We start from the raw sequence: 26970 nt of genomic DNA on the forward strand, positions 1-26970 counted from the left end.
AGAGGTACGCCTGTACAGGCGTCCTCCCTTCTTTCCTGCATTCGTCCTTATGGACGTCATATGCGGTTAACTTTATTTTACCGAACCAACCATACCTGCAACAAAGTGTTTCTGCATAATGAAGAACACTAGTGCTGTTGGCAGAGTTGCGATAACCACGGCTGTCATGATAACCCCATAGTCAGGAGCATAACCTGCGCCAAGGTTGGAAATCAACAACGGAATGGTTTGCTGATCCGGCGTTTGCAATACGATGAGCGGCCACAGGTAGTTGTTCCAGCTGCTCATGAACGTAATGATCGCCGCTGCTGCATAGGTTGTTTTCATCGTCGGCATATAGATCTTCAAGAAAATACCCAATTCGCTCAGACCGTCAATACGTCCAGCTTCCAGCAAGTCTTTCGGGAACATTTTGGTGTTCTGACGGAAGAAGAAGATCAGGAACGCTGTTGTGATGGTCGGCAGAATAACGGATCCCATGGTGTTGATACCGATTGCTGGTACTGTGCTCGAAATGGTTGCAAACATACGATAGAGCGGAATCATAATTGCTGCAAATGGAATCATCATCGACATCAACAAGATGTTAAATACCAAATCACGGGATTTCGTACGATATACTTCAAACCCGTAACCTGCCATGGAACCAATCAATAGAGCCAGGACAGTGGAAACGATCGAGATAATCGCTGAATTACCCAGTGCCTGAACCAGATTAGTGGAGTCAAGCAGCTTGTTAATGTTGTCGATTAACGCTGAGCCTGGCAACAAGGTGCCTTTAGTCACGTCTACCGATTTGTTTGTAGCACTGACGATCATCCAGAAAAATGGGAAAATGGAAATAAAAGCGACGATGGACAGGAAGACATATGTGAAAATGCGTTTTGCTCTTGTTTTAGCCATTTTTATTATCACCTGCCACTTTAAACTGGATAATGGACAAAATAATGATCAGAATTACGATGGAATACGAAACGGTTGCTGCGTAACCGAAGTCTGGTGAATATTTGAACGAAAGGTTGTAAATATATTGGGAAATCGACATGGTCGCGTTACCCGGTCCACCTTTGGTAATATTCATGATCTCGTCAAAGATTTGCAATGTACCGATCGTTGATGTAATGGAGGTGAAGAGAATGATTGGTTTAAGCAATGGAACAGTGATTTTGAAAAATTGTGTGAAGGCATTCGCTCCGTCAATCTTCGCTGCTTCATAGATGGATTGATCAATGTTTTGCAGGGATGACAGATAGAATATCATGTTATATCCGGTCCAACGCCAAGTAACGGCGATTATGATCGTAATTTTAGCCCAGAACGGGTCAGTAATCCATTGAATGGGTGTGCCGATAATGTGTAATCCCAGTAATGCCTGGTTCACCATACCATCCGGTGCAAACAAATATTTGAATACAACGGAGTAAGCAACAAGTGAAGTTACACAAGGCAAGAAGATAGCAGTTCGGAAAAAGCTGCGGAAACGCAGTGTGCTGTCATTCAGCAATACAGAAATGAACAAACCGAGAACGATCATTAAAGGTACTTGAATGATTAAGTAAATAAACGTGTTGGATAATGCTGTGCGAAACGTTGTATCTACAAGCAATCTTTTGTAGTTCGCAAGGCCCGAAAACTCAAGGTTGGCACCTTTGCCAGACTTGAATGATAAGAGCAGCGCTTCGATCATCGGATAAAAGTAGAAGGCTACGATTCCGACAACAGCCAGCAAAACAAAAGCCCATCCAGTCAAATTATTTTTCTTTTGGAGACTGTCTCCTGTATTTATGGCTTTCACAGTATGGCTCCTCTCTCTCCATGCAACATGGGTAGAACCTACAGAGCCTCTCGCCATGTCCAGCTCGACTTGCGCCAGACAAGGGAGATGGCTCCATTGTTTCCTAGGTTCTATAAGTTACCTTGGTTGGTTTAGTTTAATTGTGCTTCTGCTTGTTTTTGTGCATCATTCAGAACATCATCAAGTGATTTACCGTTCAGATATGCTTGCATTTCAACAACCAGAATATCTTCGATTGCATAAGTGTTGCTACCATAGTTTACTTTTGGAATTTCTTTAGTCCAGTTAGCGAAATCAGCGAAGATTTTTTGACCACCGAAGAACTCGTCTGGTTTGTTGTATGCTTCACCATCAACAGCTGGTTTGTACGTACCGATCGCACCGATTTTAGTCAACAGATCTTGATACAGTTGTTTGTCGGAACCGAACGTTTTAGCCATGAAGTCAGCTGCTTGATCTGCACCAGGAACATTGTTCATGATGTACCATGAGCTACCACCCAAGTTGGATGCGTGTACAGAGTTCGCTTGACCAGCCATTTTCGGGATTGGAGCTACAGCCCATTTACCGGATTGGGAAGCCTCTTGACGTACAGATGGTGAGAACCAGTTACCTGTAGGAATTGTTGCTACGCTGCCGTTATTGGCATTGGCAACGAATTGACTCCAGTCAGAGTGCAATTTAACAACGTTAGCATCCATCATTTTTTTGTATGTTTCGAACGCTTCTTTCAGCGCAGGGTTGTTGTTCAGATCAGGTGTTTTACCGTCTTCAGCTGTGTACCATTTACCTGCAGTTTGGATCATCATACGGATGATACCCAGGTCGTTCGGGTCAAGAGACAGCAGCTCTTTACCTGTTTTTGCTTTTACATCTTGACCGATTTTGATGTAATCGTCCCAAGTGATGTCTTGCAGGTCAGCGGCTTTGTAGCCTGCTTGCTCAAGCAAGTCTGTTCTGTAGTACAAACCAGCTACGCCAGAGTCAAACGGAATTCCGTATTGTTTACCTTCATAAGAAGTTGGCCCGATTTTGTAATCTGCAAAGTCAGATGCTTTGATTGTAGAAGACAAATCTTTGAACGCATCCGGGTAAGCACTCAGGAAGCTTTGTGCACGGTAGTCTTCAATCAAGACAACGTTTGGAAGACCGCTGCTTGTTCCGGAGTTCAAGCCTGTGTTCAGCTTCTGAATGATCGCATCTTGAGCATTTTCAATGATGTTGATCTTCAGATCAGGATTTTCTTTTTGATAAATCGCTTTAGCCTGTTCCAGAGCACCTACGTTAAATGCTTTATCCCAAGCCCAGATCGTAATTTCTTTAGCTTTCTCGCTGCCGCCACCGCTTGCAGCTTCTTTACCTCCACCGCCGGATGAACATGCGGACAACAGCAATACGGTTACGAGCATCAAAACCCACATTTTTTTCAAACCATTCAACTCCCCTTCGACCTCTTTGTTTGTAAATTTGTTTGCGTTTTCTGAAAGCGGTTGCTTTCGATGTATTCATCTTATCATTCCCATTTCTCCATTCGTTAGTAAAAATTTTGTGCAGATTTGTCTTCTTATTGCCACAATGAAAACCTTTACAGAAAACGGTTGCACTTAATTTAGCTTTTTGTACTTTCTTTTGATTTTGTATTATTTTGAGCTGAATATTTTACAACTATGCAGACGGCTCATAAATTTACATAGAAAAACCCCTCATCTCCAAACAACAGAAATGAAGGGTTTGTGTAATTTTAGGCATCCTATGGTGCTCTACCTAACCTGTAATCAAAGGCAGTGTTACGGTCACTCTCGTTCCTTCTCCAACGGTGCTCATAATTGTTACCCCATATGGAGAGCCATACAGAAGCTCAATCCGGTCATGAACATTACGGATTCCTATACCGCTGAACAGCTGACGATTATTTTGGGGATTAGGCAGTGCTCCCTCCATATTCAAGCCTTCAATACCATCACCATTATCCATAATTTCGCAGATGAGTGATTCTCCTGCACGGGACACCATGACATGAATGGTGCCCATTTCTTTTTTGATAAACCCGTGGAAGAAGGCATTTTCAATAAAAGGCTGAATGACCAGCTTGGGTACATGATAATGTGTACAATCCGGCGCTACATAGAAGGCAGCTTTGATGCGACCTCCATAACGCACATGATTAATGAAGACATAGTTTTTCAAATTCTCAATTTCCTTCTCTACAGTAACGGTCTCGCTTACATCACTAATCGTATTCTGTAACAACCCGATTAGCGCATTGATGGTCTCCGCAGCCTTGTCCTTGTTGCCCTGCTGCACGAGAACTTTGATCGAAGCCAGCGTGTTATAGAGGAAATGCGGATTAATCTGACTCTGCAATGCAGCAAGTTCAGCATTACGCTGCTCACGCTGAGTCTGCACAAGCTGATCCACATAGTCATGCAGCTCATCTAACATGTAATTATACGCATGCCCGAGCTGTCTGCTCTCATAACTGCCGCTAACCGGAATATAGTTGTCCAGATCACTTTTCGTAACGTTGGACATCTGCTTCACAAGTCTGCGCAGTGATTTCGTCATCTGATTTGTAATGAGAAACACCAGCAGTAGAGCTCCGATGACAATCGCAGCACAGATTAAAGCTACCGTCTTCATGTCGATGAGCTGCCCCATTGCAGACTTCTTATCCAGGATGTTGACTAGATAAAAACGGTAGAATGGCAAATATTCCGATATGATAATGCTCTCCTGTCCCATTACACGTGCCGTAATGTTCTTGGGAGCATTTTCTTTTATCGTCTCGGCATATGATAATAATTCAGGCTGGATCGTGCCAATCCAGTCTTCCCGGTTCGAGGAGACAATCTCTCCCTTTTCGTTCATGATGACCACATCGTTACCCCGACTCGTAAAATTGTCATAGAACTGACGGAATGCCTCTTCTCTCATCGTAATATATACCGTACCGTACATGCGGTTTCTTGTTCGGTCTGTCAAAGCCTTCGTAGCAGAGATCATCTGCAGCTCGCCCTCTTTGGTTTTACTCTGATAGTCGTCAAAAATTAATCTGCTCGGCGACTGGGCGGCCGCCTTCGTAATCTGCTCCTGCCTTAGCTCTTCTGCCGTTTTCTGGATATAGGAGGGGTTGGTTGAGAAGGAGCGTCCATTCGCACCCGCAATGGTAATGCCTACCTCATAAAACTCAATCATGGATTGCACTCGCTTCATCGTTTCCCGCATATTATAGTATGATTTGGACAAGGTGACTGAATCCCCGTCCCCTTCTGATAAAAAGCCGCGTATCGCCGCGCTTTGCGATACGTTATTGGTCACTGCGGCAATTGAATCGTTAAACGCATCAAAGTTTGTCTTGATCTGGCTGAGCACCTTGGAATTCGTGATGCTGAACGTTTCTGTAAACAGGTTGGTAGACATATGAATTGTTGTCCATAAGATAAGCACAGAGACAAGTACAATGCTGACGACCATGACCAGAATCAGCTTCGGAAACAGTCCAAGACGAGACAAGCCGCTGTTCAACCATTTTTTCATGAATACATCTCATCCATTTCTTTAACCTTCTATCCCGGAATCTGGCACGGGAGTTTAAGCCCAGAATTTGCGCCGGTATCGGCTTGGTGATAGTCCAGTGAATTTTTTGAACACTTTACAGAAATAGCTGTGATCTGAGTATCCTACCATACTGCTGATTTCCGATATCGTCACATCATCTGAACGCAGTAGCTCCTCAGCCTTTTCAATGCGAATTTTGTTCAAATATTCATTAAAACCTTCTTTTTTGTGTGACGAGAAATAACTGGACAGGTACGAGGGGTTAAAATGAAAATGCTTCGCCACCTCGGACAGGCCCAGTGGCTGATCGAAGTTCTCATGCATGTAATCCAGCAGCATTTTCATATTGGGATCACTTCGTTTGCCTCCTGAGCCGGAGACACATTCCTCGACCTCGGTCATAAATTGATCCAGCTCCTGCATCAATTCGCTCAGACTTGAAGCCCCATCGACGTTTTTGAAATACGTATACTTGCTCTCCTCGAGTCCTGAAGATTGCACGTCCATATCTGCCAAGGTAATAGTAACATTGAAGATCAGGTTGCCCAGAAAGGATTTGATCTCAAATACATCCGCGATATAGTCCCGCCCGAGCGACGCTGTATGATCACGTAAATATTCTCTGGCAGCCTCTACCCGATTGCGTTTCACATGCTGCAAAAACATGTTTACATTGAACTGATATCCTGCGGGATGCATCGGCGGAAGCTCGCCATCCACCAGAATTGAGCGATCTGTATAATAGAACGAAAACTCCATTAATTTAACCATTCGCTCACGATAGATTTCTCCCATCTTTTCAAATGAACCAAATTTCTCGCTGAGCACCCATACCGAAGTGTCATTCCCCGTTCCCGCTTCCTTAGCCCACTCCCGAATCTGTTCAACCATTTCTTCATCCTGCTCTGGTTTTACATTCAGCAGCAGGACAGGCAGGCTACTCTCCGCAGGCAAGATTGCGCATCCAACCTCAGGCAGACGTTTTCGTAATTCTGCTTCAATCCGCTCATGCTCCTGATTTTTCAGTCCGTTCTCCGGCTGAAAAGCGAAAAGACGAAAGGAGCCTAGCGGGAAAGTTTCCCGCACCTTCGGCATCTCGTTTTCTTCATCCAGCGTAAACCCGGATAACATTTTCTCCATCAGTTGACCGATTCGATAGCCATCATGTGAAGGCTCATAGTGAAGCTCTGGAATTTTTCCAGCCGTGCGTCTGAGCACTTCAAGCAGTTCGTTAGTGTCCAGCTTTGGCTTCAATATGTAGTCCGCTGCTCCATGCTGCAGTGTCGATCGAACATACTCAAATTCACTAAAACTGCTCAGCACAATAACCTCAATCTGCGGATAAGCCGCCTTGAGTGTACGGACAAATGTTTCACCGTTCATAACAGGCATCACGATGTCGGTTATGACAATATCCGGTTTCAACAGCTCTACCTGCTGCAAACCCTCTTCGCCATTGGAGGCCTCTCCAACGATGTTAAAGCCTTCGGCTTCCCAGTTCATATGGTGCTTTATACCTTGTCTAACCAGAAACTCATCGTCAACAATCAGCACCTTGCACAACCGGTTCATGATCGCGACCCCCCTGTCTTGTATCTCACTCTATCTCTATACTGTTTAGCCTTTGTAGTGAAGCTTGCCCTTGTTAGCGGTTACATTAACATTAAAATAATTGTACATCTTGTTATATCTTAAATCCTATGTTTAAGCAATAGTAACTATCCATAGTGTACACTATATTTCGACAAGAAAAGAAGTCCCAAAAAGTCATGACCTAGTCAGACGTACAGGGACTTCTTCGGTTATTCTGTTATGCTTGTTGCAGAAATCCAGTATTAAGGCTCCACTCCCCATTGCAGCTGATCAGCTACATATCCGGTTACTTTCGACCAGTCCGTATATGAGGTAAGTGCATTTGCGAAGGAGTAATCATCCGTTTGGTTATAATTGGTCCAGTTGTCTTTGGAAAAACGGGTCTGAATCTCAGTGCTTTGTCCTGCATTCAACGTTCCAGCCGAAGCTTTGAAGCCAATCTCCAGCACATGATCCGCTCCTGGCAGCCCTGGAGTCAAGGCACTAAAGGTACCGGTTATATTGTTGTTGCCCACAGCGGCCCAATCACAGAAGAAATTTTGTGGCTGGTTGCCGTTAATTGTATAGTAATATCGAATTTTCACATCCGACAGATTCAGTGGAGCCGTGCCTGTATTCGTCAGTCTGAATTTGGGATTAATGGAGCTGCTGGAAGCAGCAGTGGTGCCGTTATACATCTCGATCCGAATCGTACCACTTGGAATCACCACTGTTGTATCCTTGATAGTCAGACTTAATATGGCAGGATTGCCTGCACTGAACTGGAACGTTAATGTGGCTGTTCCTTTTGGTAATGTAGCCAGGTAGGCTTTATTAAGCATAACCTGATTACCTGTTATCGTGTAATCGGTTCCGGCCTCAAGGATTGTGTTTCCATTGCGGACAGAGAGCAGTGTATTTCCATTAAGTGTTAACATCACAGGGATATCGGCCTGATGATCAGGGTTTAGATCAAACTGAGCTGTCGCAGGATTAATCGTTGAATTGGACACAGGGGTAGTCCCTCCGCCATTTCCGTTAACCGGATCTGCATAGAGTATTCCGCGTCCATTGGTACCCAGGTATACTCTGCCGTATATACGCGGGTCGCCTGTAATTGTCGTTACACGGGCATATTGATGCTGATCGTCGTTAATGCGCACCCAACTCGCCCCGCCGTCATCGGAGCGGAAAAACCCGCGTGTTCCATCAATCTGTGCCACGGTATACAAGGCAACAACACTTTGCCCCGGAGCTGCTTTACCAAATCCGATGCTGTCAGCTTCTTCAACATTGGCAAGCTTGGTGAAGGTTGCTCCTGAGTCTGTTGAGTGCCACAGACCGTAAGGGCCCTCTTCTTCATTACCTCCTGCGAACCACAATTCACCTTCTACTCCCGGCACAGCATGAAGGTCCGAGTTGCCTTCCACCGGAAGCCCTGTAGCTGGTGATACGGTGAACGAGGCTCCGCCATTGGTGCTTACATAAACTTTACCGACTGCGAAGCCGTAGAACTTGTTCGGGTTCACCCGATCGGAGATCACTTTGGCCTGTGCAGGGATTCCCGTGCTGGCCGTCCATGAATCACCGCTCGCAGAGTGAAACACGCCTCGATCGGATGTGCTCCACACCAGGCGATTGCCACTTGCCGAGATAGCAACAGTCCCGCCTCCTGTCGTGCCTGAAGGCTCTGCGCTTGCTTTGTACCATGTGCTGCCTCCATCACTGGATAGCCCTATGGATCTGGCATTGGAATCAACCGTGTAATCGGCTTTACCCACCCGCACCATCGTATTCGGACTTAATTCTGCAAAATCAATGCTTTCCGTGGAAGGATAGTTTGGATTCGAGAACATCTTCGCTGGTGCTTGAGTCAGATCATCATGACGGAACCCCGCAATATCGCCCAAAGCACTGACCAGATTCGCTCCGCTTGGCGGGCTGATCAGATCAAGCACATTGGTCTCTTCAATGCCTTTGGCCATAACTGTAATATGAATTTTTTCATCCTGATCCCAATCCGTGAGGTTGTTTGTGCCATAGATGGTTGCACCCGTCCCATACATCATTCGATCTGAATCAAACGGATCAATCTCCAGTGCACTAATCATCCAGCCAAGCTTAGGCGAGATTTCCGGTGGTGCAGGATTAACAGCAAAAGTTAACCAAGGTGCTGCCGAAATATCCTGTGTATATCTGAATTTGCGATCAGGATATCCTTCGAAATCCCAGATGCGTGTCCACGTATCCCCGCCATCCTTGCTTCGGAACAGAATCGCATCAGGCCACCAGGAATTCATCGTGGCTACCATGAGAGTACCAGGTTCCTGTGCATCAATAGCCAGACCACCATAACCATAATAATTATCCGAACTAATGCTCGGCACAGGGCTAATATTTTTCCACATTCCTGTGACTGTGTTCAGCTTCCAGACCTCTCCCTTTGTGCCATCATAGGGGCCTGCACCGTTACTATAGGTAATATACAGACTGCCATCAACATCCATCTTCCCATGATGAGGCAGATAACCGGTCGGTTGCCCAGGAATTGCAGTCCAGGTCAAGCCGCCATTTGTACTGCGATATATGCTTTCACTTTTATCCGCTACTCCAACATAGATTGTCTGTGTTGCCTGTCCTGCTGAGCCAGTTGTTTTATCAAACGTGATCCAGGCCAAGCCTGTGATGTCACTCGTGTATTCATTGCCCGGATTCTCAACATAGTTCCCCGGATTCGGAAAGCTGGTCACTTTGCTCCAGGTTACTCCATAATCGGTGCTTTTCCATAACCCGTTACCACTGCGCGCACCAAAATATAAAATTCGATGATCATTCGGGTCTATCGCCAAACGTTCTCCCATGGAGCGGCCAGGCATGTTACCCCCTACCTTGAAGGGAAGTTCTGTCTGCTGCCATGTATCTCCCCGGTCTGTGGATCGAAAAATATATCCGTTATCCTTCACCCATGAATTCGTATACGTGCCTACAGCCATATACACACGATCCGGGTCCACCGGGTCCGTAGCCAGTGCGTCCACCCCATTGTTGTTCCAGTCGTCCCACCCTACAAAATCGGTTAGCGGTTTCCAGCTACTGTCTGCGGGATTCCAGCGATAAGCTCCCCCAATGTCTGTACGGGCATAGATCAAATCCTTTTCGGATTCGTTAAAGATAATACCCGGTATATATCCCCCTCCTCCACCAGTCACAACATTTTTCCATTCATAAGCTTCACTTGGAGCCGCCGCCGCAGTCCCAGACACGCCTATTGCACCCAATGAAGCTGTTACGATGGCCATGCTCAAACCAATCATCCGTAACTTTCTTATCCACGTTTTCATCTCAACTTGTCCTCCTTTTCATGCTTCAATATCTGCTGTAATTCGGTCTATCCCAGCTGTCTCATCCTGATGATGATGCGTTCCAGACGAATCCATAGAAAAGCTGCTTATGCGGAAATATCACCTCCCTTCACATTGATGTTAAGCGCTTACAAAACATCTGAAAATAAATCCATAAAATAGTTTATACATCAATAATTAACATTCGATAGAAAACGTTTTTTACCTTTCTTTCAAGGCGACATTTCAAAAATATTTTTGCTCCCTCATCCTGGCTTCGAAACGCAAAAAAGGTGCTGCCTTCGCAGCACCCGACATCATATGTTGTTCAGCAGACTTCCTGGCCTTTTTGCCCATACGCATGGGTTGCCTGCCCTTTCACACCCGGCTTCACAACGAAAAGTGAACCTGCTTGCGGCGTTTCCAGCAGCCGCTCTTCCTTGATCCCGATCCGTGCAGTAGTTATATAGAGTTCCTCCAGATCTTGTCCGCCAAAACAACAGGAGGTCACCTGATCCGCGGGTACTTCAATCTGCTGTAGAAGCTCTGAGGTCTCCGGGTTCCAGCGAGTAACTCTCCCCCCACCCCAGTGCGCAACCCATAACATGCCTTCAGCATCCACAGTCATGCCATCCGGGAATCCCATTTCTTCAGGAACAGAGATAATGCTGGTCCGATCCGAGATTGTGCCTGAAGTCAGATCAAAATTAAAACGATCCACAGAACGTGTTGGGGTATCAATATAATACATAAACTGACGGTCCGGGCTCCAGCCGAGCCCATTCGACGTAGACACCTGCTGCACCATTGTACGTACAGGCTGTCCTTCCTCCAGACAGTATAACGATCCGGCCTTTTGCTCGTTATTCAGGCTCATTGTACCCGCCCAGAACCGTCCATTCGCATCACACTTCCCATCATTAAACCGATTGGTCGTTTTATCCTGTTCCGGGTCGGCAATTGCTTGACGTGCGCCTGTTAGCAGATCATATGTATAAAATCCGGTGTGAAGCGCAACAATCACTTCACTGCCGCGATACGGAACGACAGCCCCGACGTGCTCACCCACGTCATAGACCTGATCCTGACCCGTCGCCGGATCGAATGCATGCACCTTGAACCCTTCGATATCCACCCATAACAAACGGTTATTTTCTGCATCCCAGCTTGGTCCTTCTCCTAATAATGCAGGGGTATCCACGACTACAGTTACTTTATTCATATCAGCACTCCTTATTTTAGGATTTCTTATTACCAGACCATTCAAATCCAATCACATCCAGAAAAGCTTTGCTCAATACCATATGACCTGTGGCATCCGGGTGCACTCTGTCATGTGTCAGCACCGATGTATAATAGTGATCCCAGAATGGTGCAAAAGCGGCCTGGGTGTCTACAAGCAGAGCATCATATTCCGATGCTACTCTGCGAACAGCTGCTCCATAAACATCCATCGTAGCCCGCATCGGATCCTCGGGATTTGCTTCAAGATAATATGGTGTCATGAGCACAAGCCCCTTCAGCCTCGGGCGAACGGATGCCGCCAGTTCACGCAGTGTGGCCTCGTATTCGTCCAGAAACACATGTGATTCTGCCAGCGGATGATCAAACTGACGCCACACATCGTTAATACCAATCATGATGGTCAGCCAGTCCGGCTTCAGCTCCAGCACATCGCGCTCCCAGCGCTGCTTCAGATCACGGACTGTATTCCCGCTATTACCCACATTTTGTACCCGCAGCATCAGTTCGGGATAAATAGAGCGTAACAAGGCATACACCTGTGCGACATATCCGTGGCCCAGCCCTGAACTTTCCTCCCCTACAGGATGTGCACGTCCACAATCGGTAATGGAATCACCAATGAATAGAAGCTTGTCATGCTTATGCAATTTCATAGACCAGCTCTCCTTCGTTTAATATGAAATCCATGAGTACCTAATTAGAGCGGCATGCTTACTTTTCCATACCTCTCCAGGTTTCTGCCGTTACCAGCCTTGATTTTTAAGCCATGTCAGGCACAGGTCAGACCATACTCGAACCGTATCATCGTTCTCAGCCAAGCCTAAACCGTGCGGCCCTTTCTCAAATACGTGCAGATCATACGCAATTCCGTGTTGACCCAAAGCGAGCGCGTAACGCAAGCTGTTCTCTACAGGGACAGCCTGATCATTACTTGTATGCCAGATGAATGCTTCAGGAGCATCTGCCTTGACCTGCTGCTCTGCACTAAAGGCCTGAATCTGCTCCTGTGACGCAGCTTCGCCCAACAGATTTATTCTTGAACCGGAATGTCCATATGACTCCATTGTAATCACTGGATAACATAGAATTACACGATCTGGACGTGAACTCTGCCGCTCGATAAAGTCCTCGTGATCCGGGTGCCCAGCATCATATTGGGTGCCTAATGTGGCTGTTAAATGTCCTCCTGCCGAGAAACCTAAGACAGCGATTTTGGACGGATGAATGCCATAGTGCTCCGCATGCGCTCTCACATAACGGATTGCACGCTGACCGTCGGCCTTGGGAGCAGGATGCTGATGAGGGGCGACGCGATATTTCAGTACAAATGCACTGATACCTGCGCGATTCAACAGCTCAGCAATAGGTGCACCCTCATGGTCTGCCAGATGACCGTAGCCGCCTCCGGGACACACAATGACAGCGCTCTCGGAACCAGGTTGAATAAAAGGAATCAGATGTGGCATTTCGTCTTCATGACCTGCAGCCGCATGCGGTGCTGCCTGATCCCACAAAGGAATAATTGAACTCATGAGATGGCTCATCCTTTCTCGTTAGCATGGAAATATATCCGTTTAATCGTTTTCGTTATCAGGATTCGATACCATCATAACGGTAACGGGATAAAGCATCAATACCTTCCAGCACATCTTTTCATTCCTCCTGCTTTAATTAATACAAGTTGCGAAACTGTTCGGGTGTAACCCCCTCCATTCGGCGAAAGGTGGCGACAAAATGGCTGGCATCCCGAAATCCGGCCCGAATAGCGATCTCCCTGATCGTCAAAGCTCTGCTGCCTGTCAGCATCTCTTTGGATTTGCGTATCCGTAGCAAAATAAAGTAACTGTAGGCCGTCATGCCAAAAGACTGCTTGAACAGCGTATTCAGATGTCTCGATGAAATTCCGGTAATGCATGCCATCTGCTCCAGTCCAATGTCGGGATCATGATAATGCTGCTCCATAAATGCGAGAAGCGGAGCCAGCCTGGCTACTGCCTGCGAGATCGAGGAGCGATTGCCAGTCATACCATGTTTTTTGAGCAAAATCAAAAAACGGTACATGTCAGCCGACGCTTCAAGCCCCGATAAATCGTGGTCACTTCCGATAGAATCCAGCACATGCCTGGCATGATGATTCAGAACACTGTCCATGTCCCACTGCTGGAAAGCAGGCTCACCCAGACCAAGTGAATCGACAATTGCAGCACACTGCGATCCGCCAAAGGTAATGTAGATCGTCTCCCACTCCTTCTGAACACGGACGTACTCATGCGGCAGATTTGGCGGAAGCAGAATACCCGCGTTTTCCCCGAGCATTGCCGAAACTCCGGCCAGCTTGAGTTCACCTGCTCCCTTCACCGTTTGCAGCCAGTGATAATACGGGTAACCTGCGGGTCTGTAGACTTTCTCCTGATTTCCGTTATACCCGATGCTCTCGATATACAGCGGTAGCGACTGATCCCGTGGTGTCATAAAATAACGTTGATGTCGGGGCGAAATGAGCATACAACAGCCTCCTTGAACTGAACCGTAATTACAAGCTCAATATAGTAAAATAGAGTTCCATATTCTTATATAGGTTATCACTTTTGTTATATTTTAAAAGTTATATGCATCATATAGTATAGAATTATTCTTATACAAGAGGTGAGTGTGTTGATTAGCAGCAAACTGCCCAAAATGTTCTATGGAGGGGACTACAACCCTGAACAATGGGACCATGCGACCCATCTGGAGGACCTGCGTATGTTTAAGCTGGCAGGAATTGATATCGCTACCATTAACGTTTTTTCGTGGGCGCTTATTCAGCCTGATGAAGTAACCTACAACTTTGAGGATCTGGATCAATTGATTGATCGACTGCACCAAAACGGGGTATACATCTGCCTTGCCACAAGCACAGCCGCTCATCCGGCATGGATGGCTAAAAATTACCCGGACGTGCTACGTGTAGATGCGGACGGTCGCAAACGAAAATTCGGCGGTCGGCACAACTCCTGTCCGAATAGTCCAACCTATCGCAAATACTCCGAGATCATCGCAGACAAGCTGGCAGCCCGTTACAAGGATCATGACGCTGTGCTCGTGTGGCATATCTCCAACGAATACGGCGGCGAGTGTTACTGTGAGAATTGTGAGAAGGCATTCCGCGTGTATCTCAAGAAACGTTATACGTCCATTGAACAGCTGAATAAAGCGTGGAACACCAACTTCTGGGGGCATACGTTCTATGATTGGGACGAAATTGTGCTTCCGAGCAATCTGAGCGAGCATTGGGGACACAACAGCTCCTCGTTCCAAGGCATCTCGCTGGATTACTCCCGGTTTAACTCGGACAGCCTGCTTGAATGTTATCTGCTGGAGTACAATGCCATCAAAAAGCATATTCCTGACGCCGTGGTCACAACCAACTTGATGGGCTTTTTCAAACAGCTGGACTACTTCAAATGGGCCAAATATATGGACATCGTCTCTTGGGACAGTTATCCGGGTCTTGCTACACCGGTCAGCTATACTGCAATGGCACATGATCTCATGCGTGGACTCAAGGATGGTCAGCCGTTCATGCTGATGGAACAGACACCAAGCCAGCAGAATTGGCAGCCTTACAATTCGCTGAAACGTCCAGGTGTTATGCGATTGTGGAGTTATCAGTCCATCGCACATGGCGCGGATACCGTTATGTTCTTTCAACTGCGTCGCTCAATCGGGGCCTGCGAGAAATATCATGGCGCTGTTATCGAGCATGCCGGACATGAAAATACACGAGTGTTCCGCGAAGTAGCGCAGCTGGGCGGGGAATTGCAACGCCTTGGCGATACTACGCTCGATGCGACAGTGCAGTCCAAGGTCGCCATCGTATTTGACTGGGATAACTGGTGGGCCATTGAGAAATCAAGCGGGCCAACGATCGCGTTGAACTATGTCGAGCAAATTCACAAATATTATGCAGCCTTCTTCCGTCGAAACATTCAAGTGGATATCGTAAGTGTGGACACGGATATTAGCAGCTATGATTTGGTGCTTGCCCCTGTGCTTTATATGGTTAAACCAGGCTTCGCTGCCAAGCTGGAACAGTTTGTTGCTGATGGCGGCACTTTCCTCACCACCTTCTTCAGCGGCATCGTTAACGAGCATGATCTCGTGACCACAGGCGGTTATCCAGGCGAGCTGCGAAGCCTGCTCGGCATCTGGGTTGAGGAGATTGATGCGCTATTGCCTGAACAGAAAAACAGCATCGTAATGAAAGAATCCTTCGGTACACTTACTGGGGCTTATGAATGTGGCATGCTCTGCGACCTGTTACATAGCGAAGGTGCCGATGTTATTGCCGAGTATGGAGAAGACTTCTATAAAGGTATGCCTGCGCTTACCCGCAACGTATATGGTCAAGGAGAAGCCTGGTATGTAGCCACAGACCCGGATGACATGTTCCTTGACGGTTTGCTGGGTGAGCTGACAGCAGCCAAACATATACAACCTTTGCTGGAAACCCCGCAAGGTGTAGAGGTGAGCGCCCGCACCAAAAGCGGCAGCTCCTATCTGTTTGTCATGAATCATAATTCGTCTGCACAATCCTATGATCTGGGCGAAGCTAAAGTGCGTGAGCTGTTAACAGGCCAACATTATACAGGCCCTACTGAAATCGAGGCACGCGGCGTGCACATATTGGAATGGACCACTTAACAAACGGTTTATGAAGAATATGGTGATTTTGCTGGCTGTGTTCGACACCAATGCTTTTGGCCTGAACAAACCAACAACCGGATGTCTGCTTGTATGCAGACAATCCGGTTGTTGGTTTGATTTATTATAATCGTCATCATTGCTATAAAGTTGAACTATTCATTTACAGAATAACTCCGTCCTTGAAGATAGCAATCTCGCGGAAACCATGCTGCTCACTGAGTGTATTCGCACGCCCTGAAGCAATGTCAATAATCTGAGTGAATAATTGCAGCTTGACCTCATCCATGGATTGGCCTTCGAGCAGCTGGCCTGCGTTAAAGTCGATCCAATGTTTTTTGCGTTTCGCCAGATCAGATTGTGTCGCAATTTTCAGTGTAGGTACTGGACCACCAAAAGGTGTGCCGCGGCCTGTTGTAAAGAGCACAATATGCGCTCCCGCTGCAGATAATGCCGTCACCGAAACCAGGTCATTGCCCGGTGCCTCTACAATGTTCAGACCGGTTTTGGTCACTCGTTTACCGTATCTTAATACATCGACGACCGAGGAGCGTCCTCCCTTTTGCGTACAGCCGAGTGATTTCTCTTCCAATGTTGTAATACCGCCTGCCTTATTGCCCGGTGAAGGATTTTCATAGATGTTCTGACCATGATTCACAAAGTATTGCTTGAAGCCATTTACCAGGTCTACCAGATCATTAAACACATGCTCATCCGCTGCACGATTCATCAGAATCGTCTCCGCTCCAAACATCTCGGGTACCTCTGTCAAAATTGCCGTTCCTCCGGCAGCAACGAGCAGATCAGCAACAGAACCTACGAGCGGATTCGCTGTAATCCCGGATAACCCGTCCGATCCCCCGCATTTCAGACCAATTTTGAGTTTACTTAGCGGCAGCGGCTGACGTTGCTCTTGCTCGGCCATCTCGACCAGCTCTTCCATTAAACGCAGTCCCTCCTCAAGCTCATCCTCGGTCTCCTGCGCTTTAAGAAAACGTACCTTCTCCCGATATTCAGAAGCAATACATTCGCGGAACTGATCCACTTGGTTATTTTCGCATCCCAGACCGATGACAAGCACACCTCCGGCATTCGGATGCTCCACAAGTGAGGCTAACAGCTGCTGGGTGTATTTCAAGTCATCTCCAAGCTGGGAACATCCGAATGGATGTGGAAAATGGTACACACCGTCAATACGGCTGCCAAACTGGGCCTGCCCCATACGGGCCAGGGCTTCACACACCTTGTTGATACATCCAACGGTATTTACAATCCAGATCTCATTGCGAATCCCCGCTTCGCCATTCGGGCGCAAATACCCATCGAAGGAGCGCAGATGCTCAGGCGGCATATCCATAGGGGCTTTTTGTCCAGGCTGATATTCGTACTCAAGCAGTCCGTGCAGCCCTGTCTTCAGATTGTGGCTGTGTATCCAGCTGCCCTGCATAATCGGCTCCTGGGCGATACCGATGGAAAAGCCGTATTTCATTACATCCGCACCTTGTGCGAGGTCATGTACTGCAATTTTATGTCCTTTGGGCACATCGTGCAGCAGAGCAAATGCTACACCGTCCGGCAGAACAATTTGTTCTCCCTTCACATAGTCCCGAAGTGCTATGATGACATCATCCTGCGGCTGGATTGCAATCCAGTCATTCATTGTCGTGGTCGTACTCATTTCGCTTCACCTTCCAGTTTACCGATTTCATGCACAAGCGCTGCACGCAGCCCTTCTTTTTCATTCAAATTCTCTCCCCAGACTCCTGCATCAGACAATACGGCAGCAACCCTGTTCTCCAGTTCAGTTGTCGCTGTGCCACTCAGACTGTCATACCCGTTCCAGTGAGCAGCCAGCGCCTTGAGCACATCAGGATCATCCCGCAAGGAAATCATCTCACCATTCAACAGCCGAGCCTTGTATCCGTCCTCTGTTTGAATCGGACGATACAAGTACAGGAAGCCCGATAAGCCCTGCACCAACCGTTCAGGCCAGCTTCCCTGATTTTGTTCATAAGCCAGAAGAGTCGGCAACACACGCACCTTGATTTTGCCAACGGTATTTAAGGCAATGTCCTGCAGCTTGTGATCAATATAGGGATTCAGGAAGCGCTCGAACACTTCTTCTGCATACTGCTCAAGTCCAAGCTCGGGCATATCCAGGGCAGGCACGATCTCTTCGAGCACCGCCTCCCTGATCCATGAGCTGAACTGTGGGTCTTCCATCGTTTCTCTGACATGCTGCTTGCCCCGAAGCAAGCCAAGGGAGGACATGAGCGTATGTGAACCGTTCAGAATGCGGACCTTCCGCAGCTGATAAGGCTTCAAATCTTTGACCCAGTGCACGTTTAGCCCAGCCTGCTTGAGCGGAAGCCTCTTGTCCAATGACTCCTCACCCTGGATCGCCCAGAAGTGATAAGGCTCTGCCGTATTAATTAACTGGTCCTCGTATCCCCAGCGATCTGCAAGCTCCTCTGCTTCCTTCTGTGTCGGTGCACCCGTCACAATGCGATCCACCAGATTGTTCAGGAACAAATTATGATGCTCGATCCACGAACGGAAGCTGTCGGAATATCCGAAATCCTCACTGTGACGAAGCACGCAGCTCCGCAATACATCTCCATTGCCCTCCAGCAGCTCACATGGGAGATGGATCAGACCTCGCGTCGGATCTCCACCAAATCGTACATATCTCTGATGCAGGAAAACCGTCAATTTACCAGGAAAGGACTGTACCGGCTCACCTGGGACATAGTCAGACGCGAAATATTTCAACCCGGATTCGGTTGTATTCGAGATGACAAACTCAAGCGACGGCAGCTCCGCCAGCTCCAGAAACGTCTGCCATTCCTCGTATGGATTAATATATTGTGAAAAAACAGACACCATTTCTGTACGCTCTACACGCTTCCCATCCGACAGCCCACGCGTAATCATCGTATATAATCCATCCTGATCACGAATTTGCTCCAGCTTGGCCTTCCCGCCGGGCCGCGGCTGCGTCACAGCTACACTGCCATGAAACTTGCCCTGCCTTGCGCTCTCATGCAGCATCCAGTCTGCGAAACCTCGTAAAAAATTCCCTTCCCCGATCTGCAATACCTTGACGGGACGTTCCATCATTTCTTTACATTTGCGCTGACTATCATTGCCGAGCAAATGCAGCTTTAACCTTGGCCGCTTCGTGCTTGCAGACATGGACATTCACCTCACCGATTATTTGTAAACCCAGAATGCACATCAAAAGCTGTCATCCTTTTATTGTAAACGCTTTAAATTCATTGTATCATCAATAAAAGGAAATTAAATTGCTTATTTTGCGTTAAATGTACTCTTTCATGACTAGAATTCATATCTCACCAGAGACATTTGTCTCCAAAAGGAGTATTTTTATGAAGCACTCACCTGTACGCACTACCATACAGACCGATTCTGGCATCCCCCTGCGGCTCGTCTATAGTGACACCAAATCCCCCCAAAATGAGCTGCCTGATCACCTCCATGACTGGCATGAAATTATTTATGTCTACCGGGGACAAGGCAGTATTTTTATTGATACGGGTCTTGAAGAGATGCAAGAGGGTGATCTCTTCCTCATTCCAGGTAGCACGGTGCACCGTGCTTTGCCGGATGCAGGTAATCCCGTCACTTCGTCAGCACTGTTTTTCAGCCCCGGACTGCTGTTTTCGTCTGCCGGAGGCATGTCCTCTGCGCTGCTGCATCCATTCGAGCGCTGCCGTAAACGGCGAGTATACAAGAGACATCTTAACAAAGACGAGCGTGCACAAGTGTCTGCATTAATTGATGACATTCATGCCGAATTCCAGCTAGACCATCATCTGAGTGCTCACGCAGCACAATTGCGTCTACAGTTACTGCTCATCTTTCTGGAACGGCTGGAAGCAGAGTCCGTTGCCGGACCGGTTCATACTAAAGCATCACTCCCGGCTCCATCCTGGCTTTCATCTACACTGTCCAACATTGATCATAAACTGAGAAGCGGCTTATCCTTACCCGAGCTTGCGCAGCAAGCGGCGGTTTCTCCTGCACACTTTAGCCGTGCCTTCAAACGTTATACCGGGATGACGCTAACGGACTACGTGTTAGCTCGCAGGGTAATTATGGCGAAAGAACACCTTGTGCAAGGGGATGCCACGATGGCGGCGGTTGCAGATGCCTGCGGCTTTGAGAGCCTTCCTCATTTTTACAGACAGTTCAAAAAACTGACGGGTACGACCCCTGCCGCCTACCGGAGAGCGATGATTCGTAATCGTTAATATGCATTCACACTTTATTCGGAGGTAATATATGGTATGATAATCAAGGCTTACGCAAAACGATCAAATTGTTACTGGAGTTGAATTTGTGATTATTAAATTCCTTATTTTCGGTCTGCTTTGGCAGATCATCGGCAATCCATTCCTTGCCATTCTCATTCTGCTCGTCATTCTGTATGTTCTGGACCGGCGCTTTGTAGGTGTATTCCCAAGCTTCACCAAGCCGCTGAAACGTATGCGGAACATATCGCGACTGAAGCAGCAGCTTGCGCTAAACCCTAACGAAGTGTCTTCCAAGCTGGAGCTCGCCCGATTGCTGATCGAACGTAAACGTTACAGTGAAGCACATGCTTATTTGCTTGAACTGGAGCGTCCCTATGAGCAGTCGGCGGAATACTGGGACGCGTTAGGCACAACCGAGCTATATCTGGGAAACACAGCGGAAGGCGAACGTCATATTTTACACGCACTGGAGATTAACCCGAGAGTAAAATACGGGCAGCCTTATCTTACTCTTGCAACAGCTTTCAAGGATACAGATCGCGACAAAGCACTTCACTATGTGCAGCAATTTCAGGAGATTCACTCCTCCTCCAGCGAGGCCTTTTATCTGCTCGGTTCCGTCTATCGTTCACTGGGACGTATGGATGATACCAAGCAGGCCTATGATCAATGCCTGAATGTGTATCGTTCCTTACCTAGATATAAGAAACGTCAGGAACGGCGCTGGGCTGTTCGCAGCTGGTTCCGTAAGATGACGATATAACTTCCTGACATCCGATATCTCAAAACTTGAACACATACAAAATGCACTGGCCCCTGCCCATTAACGGCGCAGCGAACCAGTGCACTTTTATTAATAATGATTATTCGGTTAACAGTGTTCGTAACTGCCGCTCGTTCAGCCGCATCCAGTCCATTCGCTGCTTCAGCTTCACAATCTGCTCTACAGCGACTCGAGGCTCGTCTGTTCCTTCCATCATGCGGCTGATAAAATGCATCACCACGTCCAGACTCCGCAGCAGAATCAAGTGAGGGATCGCTCTCAGCTCCTGAGCTGTAAGTTCCACCTTTTCCCGGAATCCCTCAACCAGTCTGGCCTGCGCCTTCCACATCCAGGCTTCACTCTTGTCCATTGTCAGCATGTCAGACATCGGAACCGCCAGCTCCATCACTCGCAGATCCCATGTGGCAAATTCGAAATCCAGAATTGCACAGATGCGTCCTTGTGAATCAGCCAGCACGTTCGAGGCGTTCACATCTCCATGTACAAGCTGGTGCGGCAACTGATCCATGCCCCGCAATGCTTCAAAAAGACCCGGAAGTTCCTCCCGTAGCTGTGCCAGTTGGGCAGCACAAGCAGTCAGTGTCTCCGGCGGCGAAGCACACAGCTCCATTAGCCTGGACGGTGAACAGAGCGGATAGGCCTCATCAATCCGATAATATGGTGGATAGACCGGCTCGGACTTCAGATCCAGCTTGGCGAGCGATGAAGATAAATGGCCGGCTGCACGCCCCAATTGCAGTAGCTGATCCGCTTGCTCCCATAAGGGATTGACACCTTCAAGATAGTGAAACAATGTCACTATTTTGGTTCTGCCTTCAGCATCAGCCTGAACCACCTGATACGTCTTATGATTCTTGACAGATACAACAGGTCTAGGCGAATCCAATTTAAAATCCGTATGCCGCAGTGCAGTAAGCACGCCATGTTCAAAGGCTATTTTGGCTTGGTCATTATGTGTTTCATATTGTCTCATCATATAAGTTGCTCCATTTGTATGAAGCATGAAGGTGGAATTATTCATACCCCCTTCACTACGCTTACCCTGCCACCCCGATGTTATCCCGTATAAGGTCAACACGTTAGAGATTAATTGCTGTTCGGTCAAAGAAAGACCCTTGTTCTGGAAGTCAGACACCTTTGTAACCCCTCTGTTCCGATGATTTGAAATATACCTCTCATCATATCGGAACTCCGATCACAGGTCTAGCCTTGTGTAACCTCCACATTTCCGCTACACAAAAGGACTATATCCAGTCCGGTTCAATTGCTCTGCAATGACACGATATCCTCTCGCATTGGGATGCACTCTGTCCCAAAACAACAACTCACGCTCACGCCCTTCGAACTTGTCATATACCTGGGCACACGCATAATTGCCCGATCCTGCGCCATTCAGATAAGCGTTGTATTGTCGAACCCAGTATGCAGCCTCTGTAGATTGCGGATACGGGTTGTATAACCCAATCGAACGGACAAAATAATTTTCGTTGCCTTTGAGCTGCCGAATTTGTTTCATAATCAGAGATACATGATGACGTGTATCGCCCAGGATCTGTGTCATTTTCCCGGCACTTGGCACACCGCCGCTTGCCTTAAACGTTCGAATCAGATCGTTGCCGCCGATGGATATCGTAAGGATGTCTGCCTCGCGCACCGCCTGACGAATTCGGGGATGGTTATGGATCATCTGTAGCAGTTCCCCGGAGGTCAACCCGTTCACCCCTAAATTTTCCAGCGATACAAATGTACGAAGATTCATCTCGGCCATTCGCCGGTAGATGGGCACAAACCCGGTTCCAAGCAGCGCCCCCGTACCTACAGTCAAAGAGTCTCCTAAAGCTACATAACGATATACCATCCCGTCGCCCCTCTCTCTGTTGATCTGCCAGCTCTATAAAGAACTGCCATATATCATATGAGAGTCAGCATGCCAAAGCGCGGGATAATGTCCTTAGGCAGACACCCCTCTTTGCCATGTTAATTGAAAGGAAGAAAAAAGCTCTGCCGCAATATGCGCCAGAGCCTCCTTCAACATCAATATAGCTATATTATTCGTCCAGCATATTACATCCCCACAGTATGATTGGAATCCGAAGATTCGGCATTTTCCTTGTTCGGGAATGGCCACCAGTTCGCCCGCCCAAACGTCTTCACCATAACCGGTACGAAGAATGGCAGGAATAACAGTGAGTACAAAATCAAACCACTAAGCACAACCGTAGCAATCTGCATCATCGAAAGCACCCCTGACGGGTACATCGCGGCAAATGTTCCACTTAGAATTACCGCTGCGGACAGGATGACGGTTCCCATGTTTTTCATGGCGTACAATATCGCATCCTGTGCGCGCATTCCTTTGTTTTCATTGAAACGATCCATGAGGAAGATGCTATAATCCACACCAAGCGCAATCAGCATAACAAAGCCAAAGAATGGAGTAACCCAGCTGATTCCTGCATAGCCGAGAATGTTCACAAAGACAGCCTCCGTGAGTGCCATGGATGTGAAGTATGCAAGCAACAACGAGATAATGAGATAAATCGGCATGATGACGGAACGAAGCAGGATCACCAGAATAATGAAGGTTCCTGCCAGCATCAGCATAACGGTGCGTGTGTAGTCCTTATTCGAGATCGACTGCAAATCTGCAAACGTACTCGTCACACCGCCGATAGCTACGTCCGATTTTTCAAGCGCACTGCCCTGAACTGCACGTTTAACCGCCGCTTCGATATCCGGCACACGGTCAATCGCTGCTTTACCATACGGATTCTCTGCAAAAATGACATCCATCGTCATCGTCTTGCGGTCCTTGGACAGATACGTATCAAAAACCTTTTTGAAGTCCTTGTTGCCAAGGGCTTCCTCAGGAACGTACCAGCCTGCAAGCTCCGAATCCGGTGAATTTTGCAATTCCGACAAATAATCTTGCGCAGAATCCAGGCCGCCTGATACTTTCTTGATCCCGTCTACACTTTGGTTCAGACCATCTGTCAGTTGTGTCAATTGACCACTCAGGTCGGAGAAACCTTTCTGGATCTTCTCCTGTCCTCCCTGAAGCTGACCCAGACCGTTCTGGATAGAAGGAATCTCCTTGATTACTTTACCTTGACCATCAGCAGCCTGTTTCAGTCCTGTCTCCAGTTGACCAATACCTGTCACGATCTGACCGAGACCATCAGCCAGCGCCTTTTGTCCGGAGGCTGCAGTAGCAAAACCTTCATTGGCTTGATTAATTCCGGCTGCTGCTGCACTCAAATTGCTTTGAATCTGGGACAGACCCTGCGCAAGCTGCGCTGTGCCTGAACCGGTTTGACCAATCGTACCCTTGATGCGCTGATAATCAGCATCTTGCTGCAGCTCAGGGAAACGTTGCTCAAGAGCAGAGAAGGATTCTGTCAGACTTGTCAAAGCTGTGGAAATCCCGGTCAACTGCTGCTCCAGCTCCTTCGTTCCATCGCCCAGTGCGGCCACACCAGCTCCAGCTTGACGATATGCCTGCAGCAACTGGTCATTGGCTTTTGCAAGCTGCTCTGCACTGGATTTGGCCTGCTGAAGACCCGCCTTCAGATCGCCTGCACCCGATGAACCATCCCGAATGCCTTTTTCAATCCGCTTCAGCCCATCGCTAAGCTGTGTAATGCCGGATTGAAGCTGGCTTGTGCCCTTGGTCAGCGCCCCAGCTCCGTTCGCCGCTTCTTTGAGCTGAGGCTCGTTTTTACTTAATTCATTACTTGCTTTGCTAAGTCCATCACTGATTTTGTCCAGACCTGTCTTACCCTCGCCCAGACCATCAGACAACGTACCTACCTGTTTGGTCACTGCAAAATCCTTGATTTCATCCCCTGTCGGGCGTGTCATACTTCTTACACCCGCAACACCGGGAACCTTCTCCACTTCGCGGCTGATTTTCTCCGCTACAGCCATATATTTGGCGTTATCCATCGCTTCGTCATTCTGAATGACGATCTGACCCGGAAGGGATTCACCCGGACCAAAGCTGTCCGAAATAATGTTAAATGCTTTAACCGAATCATATTTGTCGCCAATCTCATCCAGACTATTAAACGACAATTTACCATCGTACGTCATAAGAAGAGGCACAGTAACCGCTGCAACAATCAGCAGGGCTGCCCACGGACGTTTAAGTGAAAATTTACCTGCTGCACCGTAGATTTTGCTCTCTGGATGATCCAGTGAACCTTTCGATGGCCAGAACAGCTTTCTTCCCAGCACTGCCATGAAGAAGGGTACAATCGTTACCAGTGCAATCAGCATCACGGCTATACCTACAGCTACAGCAACCGCAGAGCGGTACAGCATAAACTGCGCAAAACCAATGGCCACGAATCCAACCAATACCGCAAGTGCCGAGAAAAATACCGTTTTACCTGCGGTGCGATATGTAGCAATAATCGCATCCCACGTGTTCTCATGATGTGCCAGTTCTTCCTTGAACCGGCTGATCAGCAGAATACAGTAGTCCGTACCAATCCCGAACATGACCGCAACCATGAAGATCTGTGTAAATGTGGATATCGGGAAGTTCACCGCGTCTACCAGGAATGCTACAATCTGCTGGGATACGATGTAACTGATGCCCACCGTAAGCAGCGGTACAAACGGAGCTACAAACGAGCGGAATACCAGGAAAAGAATAAGCAAAATGAAGACAACTGTAATGTATTCCGATTTCTTGAGTCCTTCCTGAGAGCTCTCAATCGTATCTTCGTCAATCAGACCTTTACCTGTAAGATAATGCTTAACATTGACTGACTTCAGTGCGCCATTCAGGTCCTCGCGCATTTCCTTGACGGTGCGTCCGCCCATCTCAATCGAGAGTGAAGTCAGAATAGTTTTGCCATCAGCCGAAATCATTTTGTCCGACAGTTCAGGCTGGGAAAAGGGCTCCAGAATCGACAGAATACCTAGCTTTTCCTTATCGGCCTCGAGCAGCTTGATCGCCTTCTCCGCCTCTTGTTTGCCTGTGGTACCGAGTCCATCCGGATTATGAAATACAAGTGCGACAGAAGTTCCCTTCTGTTCCCCTTTTTGAGCAGCAGCTTCTTCCAGAATTGCTGCAGCATTGGTGGAAGAATACCCCTCCGGAACGGAAAACTGTCCCTTCTCACGAATTAACTCACTCATATTCGGCGCGGTGAACATCAGCACAGCAGCTGCGACAATCCACAGCCCCATGATCCACCAGCGTCCTTTCAAAATTGCTCTCATTGGTTCTCCAGCCCTTCTTCTTGTGTTAGCAGCGTTGCCAACTTCTCAAATGATTCAATAAAATTTTGAACGGCTTCTGGTTTAAAATGCTTCAAATAAGGCTCCAGAAGGTTCTTGATCTCTTGCTCTGTCTCCTTGTAAATCTTCAATCCCGCATCGCTCAAGGTGAGATAGATGACACGACGGTCACGCTCGTCACCTGTACGGTGCACCAGATTACGGTCTGCCAGCTTGTTGACCAGCGCAGTGATGCTGCTCTTGCCTACACATAGAAGCTCTGCCAGATCGGAGGGCGTACAGGCAGGTTTCTCATGAATAAGACGCAATGCACAGAACTGATCCGTTGTGACCGTCTGGCCTACCTTTTCCCTTATCTGAGTATCAAATCGCTTGGTCACCAAAAACCAGGCGTCCAAATAACGATTGACCAAACTTTTTGCATCCGTGGCACTCATTGATATCCTCCCTTCCAAACTAGTT

The 26970-nt window shown here is 47.7% G+C and carries 19 protein-coding genes; 3 read left to right on the forward strand and 16 right to left on the reverse strand.

All coding sequences use genetic code 11. The features are described 5' to 3' along the window. Positions 1–72 precede the first annotated feature (72 nt). The 10 genes from DFQ00_RS00935 to DFQ00_RS00980 all read right to left on the reverse strand — a co-directional run bounded on the left by DFQ00_RS00935 (position 73) and on the right by DFQ00_RS00980 (position 14016). The gene (locus DFQ00_RS00935) at positions 73–903 is read right to left on the reverse strand and encodes a carbohydrate ABC transporter permease (RefSeq protein WP_110893253.1); all 831 of its coding nucleotides are present in this window, start codon (positions 901–903) and stop codon (positions 73–75) included. Continuing rightward, a complete protein-coding gene (locus tag DFQ00_RS00940) occupies positions 896–1795 on the reverse strand; it encodes a carbohydrate ABC transporter permease (RefSeq protein ID WP_110893256.1) in 900 nt (299 codons plus the stop codon). Before DFQ00_RS00940 ends, DFQ00_RS00935 begins: the two co-directional genes overlap by 8 nt. Positions 1796–1926: 131 nt before the next feature. Next, positions 1927–3225: an extracellular solute-binding protein gene (locus DFQ00_RS00945; protein WP_208643735.1), complete on the reverse strand. Its 1299-nt coding sequence runs from the start codon at positions 3223–3225 to the stop codon at positions 1927–1929. A 334-nt stretch (positions 3226–3559) separates the two neighbouring features. Beyond that, positions 3560–5332: a cache domain-containing sensor histidine kinase gene (locus tag DFQ00_RS00950; RefSeq protein ID WP_110893258.1), complete on the reverse strand. Its 1773-nt coding sequence runs from the start codon at positions 5330–5332 to the stop codon at positions 3560–3562. A gap of 54 nt (positions 5333–5386) precedes the next feature. After that, positions 5387–6925, reverse strand: a complete 1539-nt coding sequence (locus DFQ00_RS00955) for a response regulator transcription factor (RefSeq protein ID WP_110893260.1) — start codon at positions 6923–6925, stop codon at positions 5387–5389. Between the two features lie 263 nt (positions 6926–7188). Continuing rightward, a complete protein-coding gene (locus DFQ00_RS00960) occupies positions 7189–10266 on the reverse strand; it encodes a X2-like carbohydrate binding domain-containing protein (protein WP_425270997.1) in 3078 nt (1025 codons plus the stop codon). Between the two features lie 328 nt (positions 10267–10594). Next, a complete protein-coding gene (locus tag DFQ00_RS00965) occupies positions 10595–11488 on the reverse strand; it encodes an SMP-30/gluconolactonase/LRE family protein (RefSeq protein WP_110893262.1) in 894 nt (297 codons plus the stop codon). 16 nt (positions 11489–11504) lie between these two features. Next, positions 11505–12164: an SGNH/GDSL hydrolase family protein gene (locus tag DFQ00_RS00970; RefSeq protein WP_110893265.1), complete on the reverse strand. Its 660-nt coding sequence runs from the start codon at positions 12162–12164 to the stop codon at positions 11505–11507. Between the two features lie 90 nt (positions 12165–12254). Then, positions 12255–13043 (reverse strand): alpha/beta hydrolase, encoded by a 789-nt coding sequence (locus tag DFQ00_RS00975; protein WP_110893267.1) that lies wholly within the window; start codon positions 13041–13043, stop codon positions 12255–12257. Between the two features lie 139 nt (positions 13044–13182). Beyond that, complete coding sequence (locus DFQ00_RS00980; protein WP_110893269.1) at positions 13183–14016, reverse strand: AraC family transcriptional regulator; 834 nt, start codon at positions 14014–14016, stop codon at positions 13183–13185. 150 nt (positions 14017–14166) lie between these two features. Between DFQ00_RS00980 and DFQ00_RS00985 the strand changes: the two genes are divergently transcribed. Further along, positions 14167–16197 carry a beta-galactosidase gene (locus DFQ00_RS00985; RefSeq protein ID WP_110893271.1) on the forward strand — a complete coding sequence of 677 codons (2031 nt, stop codon included), beginning with the start codon at positions 14167–14169 and terminating at the stop codon, positions 16195–16197. 163 nt (positions 16198–16360) lie between these two features. Here DFQ00_RS00985 and DFQ00_RS00990 read toward each other — a convergent pair whose 3' ends face one another. Next, entirely contained in the window at positions 16361–17875 is a 1515-nt protein-coding gene (locus DFQ00_RS00990; RefSeq protein ID WP_279630380.1) for a UxaA family hydrolase, read from the reverse strand. Continuing rightward, the gene (locus DFQ00_RS00995; protein WP_110893273.1) at positions 17872–19392 is read right to left on the reverse strand and encodes a tagaturonate reductase; all 1521 of its coding nucleotides are present in this window, start codon (positions 19390–19392) and stop codon (positions 17872–17874) included. Before DFQ00_RS00995 ends, DFQ00_RS00990 begins: the two co-directional genes overlap by 4 nt. Positions 19393–19532: 140 nt before the next feature. Here DFQ00_RS00995 and DFQ00_RS01000 point away from each other — a divergent pair, with 140 nt between their 5' ends. Further along, positions 19533–20471, forward strand: coding sequence for an AraC family transcriptional regulator (locus DFQ00_RS01000; RefSeq protein WP_208643736.1), 939 nt, complete (start codon positions 19533–19535; stop codon positions 20469–20471). An 88-nt stretch (positions 20472–20559) separates the two neighbouring features. Then, entirely contained in the window at positions 20560–21237 is a 678-nt protein-coding gene (locus DFQ00_RS01005) for a tetratricopeptide repeat protein (protein WP_174812287.1), read from the forward strand. A gap of 100 nt (positions 21238–21337) precedes the next feature. Here the strand turns inward: DFQ00_RS01005 and DFQ00_RS01010 are convergent, their stop codons facing one another. The 4 genes from DFQ00_RS01010 to DFQ00_RS01025 all read right to left on the reverse strand — a co-directional run bounded on the left by DFQ00_RS01010 (position 21338) and on the right by DFQ00_RS01025 (position 26945). Then, positions 21338–22279: a phosphotransferase gene (locus DFQ00_RS01010; protein ID WP_110893277.1), complete on the reverse strand. Its 942-nt coding sequence runs from the start codon at positions 22277–22279 to the stop codon at positions 21338–21340. A 210-nt stretch (positions 22280–22489) separates the two neighbouring features. Next, entirely contained in the window at positions 22490–23116 is a 627-nt protein-coding gene (locus DFQ00_RS01015; protein ID WP_110893278.1) for a GDSL-type esterase/lipase family protein, read from the reverse strand. A gap of 206 nt (positions 23117–23322) precedes the next feature. Further along, on the reverse strand, positions 23323–26490 hold the full coding sequence (locus tag DFQ00_RS01020) for an MMPL family transporter (RefSeq protein WP_110893280.1): 3168 nt from the start codon (positions 26488–26490) through the stop codon (positions 23323–23325). Further along, a complete protein-coding gene (locus DFQ00_RS01025; RefSeq protein WP_110893283.1) occupies positions 26487–26945 on the reverse strand; it encodes a MarR family winged helix-turn-helix transcriptional regulator in 459 nt (152 codons plus the stop codon). Before DFQ00_RS01025 ends, DFQ00_RS01020 begins: the two co-directional genes overlap by 4 nt. Between the last annotated feature and the right edge of the window lie 25 nt (positions 26946–26970).

This window comes from Paenibacillus barcinonensis, from assembly GCF_003217495.1.
In the GTDB taxonomy this organism is placed as follows: domain Bacteria; phylum Bacillota; class Bacilli; order Paenibacillales; family Paenibacillaceae; genus Paenibacillus; species Paenibacillus barcinonensis.

Coding starts and splice junctions, on each gene's coding strand:
- DFQ00_RS01020 (WP_110893280.1), bottom strand. CDS start 26,490: ATGAGAGCAATTTTGAAAGGACGCTGGTGGATCATGGGGCTGTGGATT.
- DFQ00_RS01015 (WP_110893278.1), bottom strand. CDS start 23,116: ATGGTATATCGTTATGTAGCTTTAGGAGACTCTTTGACTGTAGGTACG.
- DFQ00_RS00980 (WP_110893269.1), bottom strand. CDS start 14,016: ATGCTCATTTCGCCCCGACATCAACGTTATTTTATGACACCACGGGAT.
- DFQ00_RS00990 (WP_279630380.1), bottom strand. CDS start 17,875: ATGAGTACGACCACGACAATGAATGACTGGATTGCAATCCAGCCGCAG.
- DFQ00_RS00975 (WP_110893267.1), bottom strand. CDS start 13,043: ATGAGTTCAATTATTCCTTTGTGGGATCAGGCAGCACCGCATGCGGCT.
- DFQ00_RS01000 (WP_208643736.1), top strand. CDS start 19,533: ATGACTAGAATTCATATCTCACCAGAGACATTTGTCTCCAAAAGGAGT.
- DFQ00_RS00955 (WP_110893260.1), bottom strand. CDS start 6,925: ATGAACCGGTTGTGCAAGGTGCTGATTGTTGACGATGAGTTTCTGGTT.
- DFQ00_RS00950 (WP_110893258.1), bottom strand. CDS start 5,332: ATGAAAAAATGGTTGAACAGCGGCTTGTCTCGTCTTGGACTGTTTCCG.
- DFQ00_RS00995 (WP_110893273.1), bottom strand. CDS start 19,392: ATGTCTGCAAGCACGAAGCGGCCAAGGTTAAAGCTGCATTTGCTCGGC.
- DFQ00_RS00965 (WP_110893262.1), bottom strand. CDS start 11,488: ATGAATAAAGTAACTGTAGTCGTGGATACCCCTGCATTATTAGGAGAA.
- DFQ00_RS01025 (WP_110893283.1), bottom strand. CDS start 26,945: ATGAGTGCCACGGATGCAAAAAGTTTGGTCAATCGTTATTTGGACGCC.
- DFQ00_RS00960 (WP_425270997.1), bottom strand. CDS start 10,266: ATGAAAACGTGGATAAGAAAGTTACGGATGATTGGTTTGAGCATGGCC.
- DFQ00_RS01010 (WP_110893277.1), bottom strand. CDS start 22,279: ATGAATAATTCCACCTTCATGCTTCATACAAATGGAGCAACTTATATG.
- DFQ00_RS00970 (WP_110893265.1), bottom strand. CDS start 12,164: ATGAAATTGCATAAGCATGACAAGCTTCTATTCATTGGTGATTCCATT.
- DFQ00_RS00935 (WP_110893253.1), bottom strand. CDS start 903: ATGGCTAAAACAAGAGCAAAACGCATTTTCACATATGTCTTCCTGTCC.